11 protein-coding genes and 1 pseudogene are annotated in these 12059 nt (G+C 46.7%); 6 read left to right on the forward strand and 6 right to left on the reverse strand.

What is annotated here, in order from left to right:
- Positions 1-2: 2 nt before the first annotated feature.
- Positions 3-962 carry an MBL fold metallo-hydrolase gene (locus tag BAMF_RS32010; protein WP_013352777.1) on the reverse strand — a complete coding sequence of 320 codons (960 nt, stop codon included), beginning with the start codon at positions 960-962 and terminating at the stop codon, positions 3-5.
- A gap of 394 nt (positions 963-1356) precedes the next feature.
- Between BAMF_RS32010 and proC the strand changes: the two genes are divergently transcribed.
- Complete coding sequence (proC, locus tag BAMF_RS32015) at positions 1357-2199, forward strand: pyrroline-5-carboxylate reductase (protein ID WP_013352778.1); 843 nt, start codon at positions 1357-1359, stop codon at positions 2197-2199.
- A gap of 362 nt (positions 2200-2561) precedes the next feature.
- Here the strand turns inward: proC and BAMF_RS32025 are convergent, their stop codons facing one another.
- Entirely contained in the window at positions 2562-3440 is an 879-nt protein-coding gene (locus tag BAMF_RS32025; RefSeq protein ID WP_013352779.1) for a LysR family transcriptional regulator, read from the reverse strand.
- A gap of 138 nt (positions 3441-3578) precedes the next feature.
- Here BAMF_RS32025 and BAMF_RS32030 point away from each other — a divergent pair, with 138 nt between their 5' ends.
- From BAMF_RS32030 to BAMF_RS32040, 3 genes and pseudogenes are all read left to right on the forward strand, one after another.
- On the forward strand, positions 3579-3902 hold the full coding sequence (locus BAMF_RS32030) for a GlpM family protein (RefSeq protein WP_013352780.1): 324 nt from the start codon (positions 3579-3581) through the stop codon (positions 3900-3902).
- Positions 3903-4038: 136 nt separating this feature from the next.
- Positions 4039-5054 (forward strand): annotated as a pseudogene (namA, locus tag BAMF_RS32035) (NADPH dehydrogenase NamA).
- A gap of 115 nt (positions 5055-5169) precedes the next feature.
- The gene (locus BAMF_RS32040; RefSeq protein WP_013352783.1) at positions 5170-5943 is read left to right on the forward strand and encodes an alpha/beta fold hydrolase; all 774 of its coding nucleotides are present in this window, start codon (positions 5170-5172) and stop codon (positions 5941-5943) included.
- Positions 5944-5992: 49 nt separating this feature from the next.
- On the opposite strand, the gene rpmG is transcribed toward BAMF_RS32040, so the two are convergent.
- The gene (rpmG, locus tag BAMF_RS32045) at positions 5993-6142 is read right to left on the reverse strand and encodes a 50S ribosomal protein L33 (RefSeq protein ID WP_003226511.1); all 150 of its coding nucleotides are present in this window, start codon (positions 6140-6142) and stop codon (positions 5993-5995) included.
- 78 nt (positions 6143-6220) lie between these two features.
- The gene (rnz, locus tag BAMF_RS32050; RefSeq protein WP_013352784.1) at positions 6221-7147 is read right to left on the reverse strand and encodes a ribonuclease Z; all 927 of its coding nucleotides are present in this window, start codon (positions 7145-7147) and stop codon (positions 6221-6223) included.
- Between the two features lie 208 nt (positions 7148-7355).
- Between rnz and zwf the strand changes: the two genes are divergently transcribed.
- Positions 7356-8825 (forward strand): glucose-6-phosphate dehydrogenase, encoded by a 1470-nt coding sequence (gene zwf, locus BAMF_RS32055; RefSeq protein WP_013352785.1) that lies wholly within the window; start codon positions 7356-7358, stop codon positions 8823-8825.
- Positions 8826-8912: 87 nt separating this feature from the next.
- Here the strand turns inward: zwf and gndA are convergent, their stop codons facing one another.
- Positions 8913-10322 (reverse strand): NADP-dependent phosphogluconate dehydrogenase, encoded by a 1410-nt coding sequence (gndA, locus tag BAMF_RS32060; RefSeq protein WP_013352786.1) that lies wholly within the window; start codon positions 10320-10322, stop codon positions 8913-8915.
- A 108-nt stretch (positions 10323-10430) separates the two neighbouring features.
- The gene (locus tag BAMF_RS32065; RefSeq protein ID WP_025649868.1) at positions 10431-11675 is read right to left on the reverse strand and encodes a DNA polymerase IV; all 1245 of its coding nucleotides are present in this window, start codon (positions 11673-11675) and stop codon (positions 10431-10433) included.
- A gap of 76 nt (positions 11676-11751) precedes the next feature.
- Here BAMF_RS32065 and BAMF_RS32070 point away from each other — a divergent pair, with 76 nt between their 5' ends.
- Positions 11752-12033, forward strand: coding sequence for a hypothetical protein (locus BAMF_RS32070; RefSeq protein WP_013352788.1), 282 nt, complete (start codon positions 11752-11754; stop codon positions 12031-12033).
- Positions 12034-12059 lie beyond the last annotated feature (26 nt).

Raw genomic sequence — 12059 nt, forward strand, 5'->3', positions numbered from 1 at the left:
ATTCACTCCTTTACAGCTTTAAACATCAAAGTGTTTCCCGACTGAAAAGATACGGCCTTCCCTTCAGCGGCCAGCACGTCAAGATGGCCGATCGTTTCTGACATTGTTAAAAACAATTCGTTTTCATACACAGCCGGAAACAGCCGCCGGCATACTTGGAAAGCCGTCAGCGTTTCCTCTGACAACAGGTGCAGCACATAGTCCGCCCGGTTTCTCTGTTTTTCAAGCCGCCTGTCAGCAGCTGGCCTTACGTCTGTCAGCAGATCGCCGTGCCCCGGATATAAAAAAGCCGGGTTGATGTCATACAGCCGTTTCATTGATTTCAAATAGTCGAGCATCGGGGATGAGCGCACACTCCCCTTTTCCGGAGCCTCCAGAATCGGATTGGTGGAGCTGTTGGACAAAAGCAGATCACCGCTGAACATTTCACCGTTTTTTTCATGGTAAAGCGCAATATGAGAAGCGGCATGACCCGGAATCTCAAGCACCGTCCAGCCATCAAGCCCGTCAATTTCCCCGCCTTCTCCCACTGTTTTCGTTAGCGGACGGTTTGCTGAAAATAAGTATGACAGCTTAACTGTTTTATGTATGTCTTCAGGTGTCAGAGGAACGCCCATTTCGGTCATAAGGGACAGAAAAAAATCCTCCTGCCGGGCGATATACGACTGATCCTGAGTCATGTACCTGTCATTCAGCGGATGCCCGACAACTTCCGTGTCATCAGAAAAAATGTGCAGCAAACCTGAGTGATCCGCGTGATGATGAGTGAGCACCACTTGTTCTATATCCGCTGCGGAGACCCCGTGTTCTTTAAGCTGCATTGAGAGTGATTCAGCCGCTTCCTTTGTATTCGGGCCGCAATCAATAAGGGTTAATGCGTCATCTTTTACTAAATAAACGATAACGTCGCCGACTGCAAACGGAGTCGGCACACGTATCGGAATGATCTTTCTCGCTGCCATATTTACGCTCCTTCGTTCTTTTCATTCCTGAATACTCATATTTTAGCCTTTTCTCATCCCTGTGTCATTATTGCCGCATATCAGAAAAAAAGATTGACATCCCGCTCTGCTGCATAGCATAATGAACAACAAACTAGAAAAAACGGAACGCGATGACGAGGAACTAGTATATAAACAACGGCAGCAGAGAGCAATGTCCCCGGCTGAAAGACATTGCGGCCCTCTTGTTTACAGAACCTGCCCTCAGAGCGGTTAGGAAAACCTAAACGTATCCCTCGTTACGGGATTTGAGCTGAGCACGGCTGATTCGTGCTAATGTAAGGTGGTACCGCGAAACCTTTTCGTCCTTTTTGACGGGAAGGTTTTTTGTGTTTTGGAAAGAAGGAGGATTTATATGAAGAAAATCGGTTTTATCGGGGCCGGATCAATGGCGGAAGCAATGGTGAACGGACTGCTGCAGAGCGGACTGACAGCCCCCGGACATATATACATGACAAACCGGTCAAATGACAGCCGGCTTGAAGAACTTCAAGACACGTACGGCGTGAAACCATGCCGGGATAAAGAAGAGTTTTTCAGCAATACCGACATTATCGTTCTCGCCTTTAAACCGAAAGATGCGGCAGAAAGCATTGAGAACATTCGCGAATACGTTAAAGATCAGCTTGTGATTTCTGTCATCGCAGGGCTGACGATTCACACCATTCAGCATTATTTCGGCAGAAAGCTTACCATCATCCGGGCGATGCCGAATACATCCGCGGCCATTCAACAATCGGCGACCGGTTTTTCTGCAAGCCCTGAGGCGAGTGAGGCTGAAATCCGGATGGCAAAAGAACTGCTGGAAACAATCGGAGAAGCGACGCTTTTTGAGGAAAAACACCTTGATGCCGTCACAGCCATTGCCGGAAGCGGCCCCGCCTATGTGTACCGATATGTCGAAGCGATGGAAAAGGCCGCCCTTCAAGTCGGCCTGCCGGAAGAGACGGCAAAAGAGCTGATTTTACAAACCATGGCTGGAGCGACGGAAATGCTCAGAAAAAGCAGCAAACGACCTGAGCGCCTGCGCAAGGAAATCACAAGCCCGGGCGGCACAACGGAAGCAGGCCTTCGCGCTTTAAACGAGCGCCGCTTTGAAGAAGCCATCATACACTGCATTACAGAAACCGCAGCCCGGAGCGCAGAAATTAAAGAACAATTCGCAGGCTCCGTTCTGCAAAAGACGGATCAATCATAAAGCATGGGGCTCCCCATGCTTTTTTTCGTCCATTTACAATTTCGGAAGACCGCTAACGGCTTACAGGTTTCTTTTCTTGCACTTATGAAAGAGGACGAGCGAGCAAAAGCGAAAAATAAGACTTTCCTGAAAAAAAGTTTGAAGCCGGGCTGCACCCATGAGGCAAAATCACATGTAGGGGAAGAACACATTAATCAAAAGCGGTGCATTGACGGTTGAGCTTCAGGACGAAGGCGTGAGCCGGCCCCCGGTGATGCCCATCAGTTTACCGGGGCGACGCCGCAGTTATCTTAATTCCTCGGGTCACTTATTTTGTGCCGGTCCATTATCCTCATCCTGCTTAAACGGCATATCAGGCTTCTTCAGACAGAAGCCTGATGGATCGCAACCCATTCTTTTATGCATTGAATCAGTTTCTGAACAGAAGGTGTCTGCGTCTCCTTTGCACGAGCTGTCAAAATGCCGATCTGCCTGCAGACATACCGGTCGAGCCGTTTGATGAGCACATCACAATCATTCACCAAAAGCTGCGGCAAGAGGCTGATCCCCAGATTGTTCCGCACCATTGCAATAATCGCTTCATCCCCTCTGATTTGATAGGCGATCCGCGGCGTGATTTTTTCTTCCTTCAGCACTTTCAGCACATCAAAATGTGTCTCCGGATAAGGCACGATACATTTGACGGACTCCATGACATGTAAAGGAACCGTTTCACATTGCGCCAATTCATGCTGCGGACTCATCACTACTACAATCGGGTCCTCGGCCAACGGGTAAAAATGCCTCTTCCCGCTGTGGGATGTCCCGATCGCCGCATCAACCTGATCGTCTTTCAGCCATTCTTCCAGTTCAGTTGAATTCCCTTCAAACAAATGCACCTTAATGGAAGGATACAGCACATTAAATTCTCTCAAAATTTTCGGCAGCCATTTTACCGCCACACTCGTAACAGTGCCGAGCCGGATTTCTCCTCTTTCTAATCCATTAATATTATCAACGGTTTCAGACAATTTTTCATAGTTTTTTTGAATTTCCTTCATAATATGTAACACTTTCAAGCCATTTGCGGTGGGCCTCACTCCATGCCGCTGTCTGATCAGAAGCGGAAAACCGTACTCTTCTTCTAATTTACTGATCATTTGGCTGATGTTCGGCTGTGTGTAATTCAATATGGCAGCGGCTTGGGTCAGGCTGCCGCTTTCAACCGTTTTAATAAAGGCTAAATGTTTCTTTAAATCCAACCGGCTTCATCTCCCAGATATCATTTCTTATTATCCAGCGCATTAGTTATATTTAGTTTACTTATACATCAATCAAAAATAAAATGGCAATGTCTCCATAATTATACTTGATAACAAACAGAAGGTGAGCGTTCCAGCATGAGTTTTCTCATTCAATTTTTGATCGGCGGCACCGTTATGGTGGCTGCTGCGTTTTTAAGCAAATCGAAATACTTATTTTTATCAGGCGTTATCACATTGCTGCCGATCATGACGTTGCTGAATATACAATTGCAGCTGAAAAATATGAGCGCCGACGATTTCAGAGCAGCTCAAAAAAACGGAATATTCGGTGCGTTCGGCGCGGTGATTTTCATCAGCAGTATTTTTATCCTGACAAACTGGTTCAAAGGAAGCCACTCCGTCATCGGTGCGTTTCTTATCTATATCTGCTATATGATCGCCTGTAAATGCCTGTTATGAAGATACAGCCCCCCTGTATAAAAAAATGCCCGGTCAGAACAATAAGAACATTACGCTCAGTTGTGAGCAGTTTATATGACTGAATGATCATAAGTTGTTATAATCAATTTCTAAAACATTCCGGGAGGCGAAATAAATGGCCAGAAAATTATTTACACCATGGACCGTTAAAGATGTAACGATCAAAAACCGTATTGTTATGGCACCGATGTGTATGTATTCCTCACATGAGAAGGACGGAAAACTGCAGCCTTTTCATATGGCGCACTACATATCGCGCGCAATCGGACAGGTCGGCCTGATAATCGTTGAAGCGACAGCTGTGAATCCGCAGGGACGCATTTCCGATCAGGATTTGGGCATTTGGAGCGACGATCATATCGAAGGTTTTGCCAAACTGACGGAACAAGTGAAAGCGCAAGGTTCAAAAATCGGCATTCAGCTCGCGCACGCGGGACGTAAAGCTGAGCTTGACGGAGACATTTACGCTCCTTCAGCCATTCCGTTCGACGAGCAGTCCAAAACACCGGCTGAAATGACGACAGAACAAATTAAAGAAACCATTCAGGAATTCAAACAGGCGGCGGCACGCGCGAAAGAAGCCGGCTTTGACATTATCGAGCTTCATGCGGCACACGGCTACTTAATGCACGAATTTTTGTACCGCTGTCCAATCACCGCACAGACGAATACGGAGGATCACATGAAAATCGCTACCGCTTCTTAGGCGAGACGATTGACGCCGTCAAGGAAGTATGGGACGGCCCGTTATTTGTCCGTGTTTCTGCATCTGATTATACAGACAAGGGGCTGGACATTGCCGATCACATCGGTTTTGCGAAGTGGATGAAGGAACAGGGAGTCGACCTGATTGATTGCAGCTCAGGCGCACTCGTTCAAGCTGATATTAACGTCTTCCCCGGCTACCAAGTGAGCTTCGCAGAGAAAATCCGCGAGCAGGCCGAAATCGCAACAGGCGCCGTCGGTTTGATAACGACGGGAACAATGGCGGAAGAAATTCTGCAGAACAACCGCGCTGACCTTATTTTTGTCGCGAGAGAACTTCTGCGCGATCCGCACTTTGCAAGGAGTGCAGCGAAGCAGCTGAATACGGAAATACCGTCGCCGGTTCAATACGACAGAGCATGGTGACAGAAGAGACAGCCGGAGATTTTTCGATCCGGCTGTCTCTTTTTTTATTTTTTGAGAAACGATTGCCGAAGCTTCTCCGTCTTCCCTATAGAACCAATTAGAGGGGATGACTCCAATGAAAGCAGCATGGATGGAAAGGACATACTTGATTGACGGATGTCCGTTTTATACTAAACACCGTAAAGGTGCCGGCGAAGTGACGATCGTCTTTGAAGCCGGCTACGGCACTTCTTCTGAAACATGGACATCATTACTCGCTGACATAGATGAAGAATTTGGGGTTTTCACATATGACAGGGCCGGAATCGGCAAAAGCGGACAAAGCAAAAACAAGAGAACGGCGGATCACATGGTACAGGAATTAAACGCTCTACTGCTTAAAGCCGGCGTCAAGCCTCCTTACCTTGTCGTCTCGCATTCATACGGCACGATTATCAGCAGACTCTGGGCGAGCCGAAACCGCCGGGATATTCTCGGGATGGTATTGCTTGACCCGGTTTCTGAGGATCAGGAGACAAAAGTGCTTCCGCTTCTTCCCGAGGAAATGAAAGCCGCCTATCTGAAACAGTTCATACTAGAAGGATCACATGCGGAATTTTTGACGAGTCTTCGGCAGATTAAGCACCAGCAGCTTCATTTCAGCGATATGCCGCTGTTGATTTTATCATCGGGAGAGCGGGATGAGCGCTTAAAGCACGCGCATGAACAATGGGTAAACCTGCACAGAAATATGCTTGATATCTCGCATCAAAGCGGATGGATTCAGGCCAAAAACAGTTCTCACGCCATTCATCACGATGAACCGCACATCGTCCACCTGGCCATTTATGATGTTTGGTGTGCGGCGCGCCAGCAAATGAATGCGCCTGCCTATCAGGCGGTAAACTGATAAAACAAAAGCCATTGTGCCGCGGCACAATGGCTTTTTTATTCGTGATCTACTTTGTCTCACGGTGCAAAGTATACTTTTTCAACCGGGGTGAATACTTTTTCAGTTCTAACCGGTCCGGATTCGTCCGTTTGTTCTTCGTCGTAATATAATTTCTGTCCCCTGTCTCTGTGCAAGCCAATGTCACATTCACACGCATCATTTTCACCTCACGATCAAATCGTAACAATTACGTTTTATTATAGATCATCAAACAAAAATGTCAAGCGCACATTTTTTAAGAGCGCTCCACGGCAACCTCCATAAAGTCAAAGGCTACCTTACTGTTTTCAAATACCGCTTTCGCCTCATGTTCCAGCCGCTCTATCGGCGCTTCGCCTTGATACCTGGCGCTGATATGAGTTAAGATCAGCTGTTTGGCGCCTGCTTTTTTTGCTGTTTGCGCGGCCTGTTCTGTCGTCGCGTGATAATAATTATGCGCGAGCTTTGCATCTTCCTTGGCAAACGTCGCTTCATGAACAAGTACATCGGCATTGCGCGCCAGTTCCGTTACCCGCTCTGATACACGGGTATCCCCGGAAAAAGCGACGATTCTTCCCTTTTTCGGCGGCTCCAAAAAATCCTCACCATTAATTATTCTTCCATCGTCAAGCGTGACTGTTTCGCCTTTTTTGATTTTCTGGTAGACAGGTCCGGGCGGAATATTCATTTCTTTCAGTCTGCCGGCCTGCAATGCACCGGGAATATCCTTTTCCTGAATCCGATAGCCGAACGCTTCTACACCGTGAATGACGGATGCTGCGGTGACGATGAATTGGTCATCCTCAAAAACCGTTCCCTCTTCAATTTCATGTATGGCAAGAGGATAAGTCAAATGTGTCGCCGTCACTTTCAGGCTTGTTTCGATAAATGCTTTTATGCCTTTTGGCCCGTAAATCGCCAGCTCTTCTTCACCGCCTTGAAACGACCGGCTTCCCAATAAACCCGGAAGGCCGTAAACATGGTCGCCGTGAAGATGTGTGATGAATATCTTTTCAATTTTCCTCGGTTTAATTGTTGTATGTAAAATCTGATGCTGAGTGGCTTCCCCGCAATCAAACAGCCATACGGAGCGCCTTTCTTCAAGAAGCTTCAGCGCGACGGACGTTACGTTTCTCGTCTTTGCCGGCATGCCGGCCCCCGTCCCTAAAAATATTAATTCCACAATGCTTCCTCCTAGATCTTTGTACTACTAAGGATACAGGATCAGGCTGAAAATGTGAATTCGCCAGGGGCGCCCCCGGCATGATTAATTTTTTTCCGCAAACCGCAAAAAACAGGCTGAAATGTTTGCTTTCAATGAATTTTAGATTTAAAATGAAGGAAATATGCGGGGTTTTAAACCATGCTTCAGATAAAGTGAGGTACTCTAAGTGAAAACAAACGACAAACCAAAAGCAGTAATTGTAATATTTGGTGCCACAGGGGATTTGGCAAAACGAAAACTTTACCCATCCATTCATCGTTTATATAAAAATGGTCAAATTGGTGAAGAGTTTGCAGTTGTAGGTGTTGGAAGAAGACCTTGGTCAAACGAGGACCTCCGGGAAACCGTTAAAACGTCTGTTTCTTCGGCTGGGCAAAAAGACACAGACGATTTCACGTCTCATTTTTATTACCATCCGTTTGATGTAACGAATCCGGGTTCCTATCAGGAGCTGAATGTCCTGCTTGACCGGCTTGAGCATACATATGAAATCCCGAACAACAGAATGTTTTACTTGGCGATGGCCCCTGAATTTTTCGGCACTATCGCAAAATCGCTTAAAAACGAAGGTGTCACGGCGACAAAAGGCTGGTCCCGTCTCGTAATTGAAAAACCGTTCGGCCACGACCTGCCGAGTGCGAAAGAGCTTAACAAAGAAATACGCGAAGCGTTCACAGAAGATCAAATTTATCGGATCGACCATTACTTAGGCAAGCAAATGGTTCAAAACATCGAAGTCATCCGGTTTGCGAATGCACTGTTTGAGCCGCTGTGGAATAACCGCTACATCTCAAACATCCAGATTACGTCAAGTGAAGATCTCGGCGTTGAGGACCGTGCGAGATATTATGAGAAATCAGGCGCACTCCGCGATATGGTTCAGAATCATATTTTACAAATGGTCGCTCTTTTGGCGATGGAACCGCCGATTAAACTGAACACGGAAGAAATCCGCAGCGAAAAAGTGAAGGTGCTGAGAGCGCTACGCCCTGTCGCTCAAAACGAAGTGAATGATTACTTCGTCCGCGGACAATACCAAGCCGGAACGATCGACGGCACCCCTGTAGCGAGTTATACGGATGAGCATAACGTAGCGCCGGATTCCAATACGGAAACATTCGTGTCCGGTAAGCTGTTAATCGATAACTTCCGCTGGGCCGGCGTTCCGTTTTATATCCGCACAGGAAAACGGATGAAAGAAAAATCAACGAAAATTGTCGTTCAATTTAAAGACATTCCGATGAACCTTTATTACGGCAATGAAACGAATGTAAATCCGAACCTGCTTGTCATCCACATTCAGCCGGATGAAGGCATCACTTTATATCTGAACGCTAAAAAATTAGGCGGAGCCGCACACGCTCAGCCGATTAAGCTGGATTACTGCAGCAACTGCAGTGATGAAATGAACACACCGGAAGCCTATGAAAAATTAATTCACGACTGTCTGCTCGGCGATGCGACGAACTTCGCCCATTGGGATGAAGTAGCGCTTTCCTGGAATTTCGTCGATGCGATTTCCGAAACATGGGCTGCCGACAAAACCCTTTCTCCGAATTATGAAGCCGGATCAATGGGACCGAAGGCTTCGGATGACCTCTTGGAAAAAGACGGCCTTCACTGGTGGAATATATAATAATCAAAAAACCGCGGCGCCGTTCATTACGGCCCGCGGTTTTTACATATCAGAAAAGCCCCCGCAATAATTGCGGGGGCTTTTTCATTACTTCATCCATTCAGTATGGAAAATGCCTTCTTTATCCGTGCGTTCATACGTATGCGCGCCGAAGTAGTCACGCTGCGCTTGAATTAAGTTTGCAGGAAGCACTGCCGTACGGTAGCTGTCGTAATACGCAAGTGCGCTTGAGAACGAAGGTACCGGCACGCCTTGGGCTACCGCAAGTGAAATGACTTGGCGAAGAGCGCCTTGGTAGCTTTCTGCGATATTTTTGAAATAGCTGTCAAGAAGCAAGTTGTCAAGCTCCGGCTCACGGTCATACGCATCTTTGATCTTTTGCAGGAACGCCGCGCGGATGATACAGCCGCCGCGGAAGATCATAGCGATCTCACCGTATTTCAGATCCCAGTTATATTCTTCTGACGCGGCTTTCATTTGGGCGAAGCCTTGTGCGTAAGAACAGATTTTACTCATGAAGAGCGCTTTTCTGACCGCTTCAATCAGCTCTTCTTTATTTTCAGTAACCGGCTTAACGTCAGGTCCTGACAGAAGGCCGCTCGCTTTCACACGCTCATCTTTCATTGCGGAAATGAAACGCGCAAACACAGATTCAGTGATAATCGGAAGCGGTACGCCTAGGTCAAGAGCGCTTTGGCTTGTCCATTTACCCGTTCCTTTTTGGCCTGCTTTATCAAGGATGACATCAACAAGCGGTTTGCCTGTTTCTTCATCTTTTTTGGTGAAAATGTCAGCCGTGATTTCGATCAGATAGCTGTCAAGTTCCCCTTTGTTCCACTCAGCGAATACTTCGTGAAGCTCTTCGGCAGACAGTCCGAGCACCTGTTTCAGAATGAAGTAAGACTCAGAGATCAGCTGCATGTCACCGTATTCGATACCGTTGTGCACCATTTTCACATAGTGTCCCGCTCCGTCCGGGCCGATGTATGTCGTACAAGCTTCTCCGTCCACTTTAGCAGAAATGGCTTCTAAAATCGGTTTCACAAGTTCATGCGCTTCCTTTTGGCCGCCCGGCATAATAGAAGGCCCTTTCAGCGCTCCCTCTTCACCGCCTGATACACCCGTTCCGATAAAGTGAATGCCGCTTTCGGCAAGCTCTTTGTTCCGGCGCTGTGTATCTTTATAGTATGTATTTCCGCCGTCAATCAAAATATCGTCTTTTTCCAGATGAGGAAGAAGAGATTGAATCGTCGCATCCGTTGCAGTTCCCGCTTTAACCATTAATAGAATTTTGCGGGGCGTTTCAAGAGACTGGACAAACTCCTCAATGCTGTATGTACCGACAACATTTTTGCCTTTTGCCTCTTCTAAAAACTCTTCCGTTTTGCTGCTTGATCTGTTGTACACAGACACAGAAAATCCCCGGCTTTCGATGTTAAGAGCCAGATTTTTACCCATTACCGCAAGACCGATAACTCCGATTTGTTGTTTTGACATATTCTAACGTCCCTTCTTCAAACGTTTAACCATTTTAAAATTTAAATTAAAATAAAATGATATTTATACTAAAGAAATTATCATAGATAACCCCTTTTTTCAAGTTATTCAGCTTTTCTTTTCATCCTGAAAAAAGTCTCTGTTAAAGCTCGTTCCCTTTGTTTTGCTTTCTTCTTTTTTCATAACGGCGCCTTTTCTGATCAGGTTTCGGCCGTACTTTTCATTCAGCTGATTCATCATCTGAAAAATCGGCTCGTCCTTTGCATCCTCCTTGAACGAAAACAGATCAAGCTGTTTATACGCCTGCTGTTTTTCAACCAGTTCCGTTCCGGTGATGCCGAGAAGCCTTACTGGATTTTGGTTCCAATGTTTGTCAAACAGCTCCATTGCCGCTTCCATGATGTCTTTTTTCTGATCAACCGGATTGCTGAGGGTCATGCTTCTTGTGACCGTTTTCCAATCCGCATAACGGATCATGATGAACAGCCGGCAGGCCATGACCTCCTTACGCTGGAGCCGTTCGCTTACAGAAAGCGCGAGACGGTCAAACACGCCGGTTAATTCGTCCCAGTCAGCCGAATCATGCGACAGGGTGGATGAGTTGCCGACGCTTTTAAATTCATAAATCCGCTCGGGATCGACTTCTGCATGGTGGATGCCGTTCGCTTTATCCTTCAGTCTCGGGCCGTTTATACCGAGCAGCGTCTTCAGCGCATGCTCATCTCCTTTTGCCAGATCACCGATCGTTTTGATGCCGAGCGTTTTTATTTTTTCCGCAGTTTTCGTTCCTATACCGTGCATTTCTTCAATCGGAAGAGGCCACAATACGTCCGGCAGCTCTCTTTTTCTTAAAATGGTGATGCCGAGCGGTTTTTTCATGTCGGACGCCATTTTGGCGAGAAATTTATTCGGAGCGATGCCGATGCTTGACGGAAGCAAAAGCTCCTTTTGCAGTCTTGCCTGAATGTCTATGGCGGTCTCATACGCCCTGTGTCTGTGCGGTGTGTCTGTAATATCCATGTATCCTTCATCAATAGAAACGGGCTCGACTAAATCCGTATACTCCCTCAGGATGCTGAACATTTCTTTTGACGAACTCCGGTAGCGGTCAAAATTCGGAGGCACGACGATGAGTTCCGGACAGAGGCGTTTTGCCCGCCACACCGGCATGGTGGTCTTTACGCCCCGCGCTCTCGCTTCGTAGCTGCAGGTGACGATGATTCCTTTCCGTTCCTTCACGTTTCCGGCAACGGCGAGAGGTTTTCCCTTTAAAGACGGATCATACGCCATTTCTACGGAGGCATAGAAACTGTTCATATCGATATGAAATATAATTCTTCCTTTTCCGGCCACTCCCGGCGCCTCCTTTCCTTTCATAGACAAACCTCATATATATGTAGTAAAATAAAAGCTGAATGGATGTGATGAAATGATTCTTGAGTCAATGAATGACTTTTTATTTTTAGTCGATTTTTTCACAATTATTCTTCCCGCTCTGACCGCGATCGGCATCGCATTTCTTTTGCGTGAGTGCCGCGCAGGCGAGCATTGGAGAACGAAACGTATAGATGAACATCAAGCAGTCGTTCAGCTGAACCGAACAGACTTTCTTATTATTATATATCATCGCATTACAACTTGGATACGTAAAGTCATCCGCATGAATTCACCGGCGAATGATGATGAAGATGTCAGCTTCCTCCTTTTATAACGGCAAGTGATAATAAAAAGGAGGAG

It is taken from the genome of Bacillus amyloliquefaciens DSM 7 = ATCC 23350 (assembly GCF_000196735.1).
Lineage (GTDB): Bacteria > Bacillota > Bacilli > Bacillales > Bacillaceae > Bacillus > Bacillus amyloliquefaciens.

What these genes read in the sequence shown, in the direction of transcription:
- BAMF_RS32010 (WP_013352777.1), bottom strand. Translation starts at nt 962, where the DNA reads ATGGCAGCGAGAAAGATCATTCCGATACGTGTGCCGACTCCGTTTGCA.
- proC (WP_013352778.1), top strand. Translation starts at nt 1,357, where the DNA reads ATGAAGAAAATCGGTTTTATCGGGGCCGGATCAATGGCGGAAGCAATG.
- BAMF_RS32030 (WP_013352780.1), top strand. Translation starts at nt 3,579, where the DNA reads ATGAGTTTTCTCATTCAATTTTTGATCGGCGGCACCGTTATGGTGGCT.
- BAMF_RS32040 (WP_013352783.1), top strand. Translation starts at nt 5,170, where the DNA reads ATGAAAGCAGCATGGATGGAAAGGACATACTTGATTGACGGATGTCCG.
- rpmG (WP_003226511.1), bottom strand. Translation starts at nt 6,142, where the DNA reads ATGCGTGTGAATGTGACATTGGCTTGCACAGAGACAGGGGACAGAAAT.
- gndA (WP_013352786.1), bottom strand. Translation starts at nt 10,322, where the DNA reads ATGTCAAAACAACAAATCGGAGTTATCGGTCTTGCGGTAATGGGTAAA.
- BAMF_RS32070 (WP_013352788.1), top strand. Translation starts at nt 11,752, where the DNA reads ATGATTCTTGAGTCAATGAATGACTTTTTATTTTTAGTCGATTTTTTC.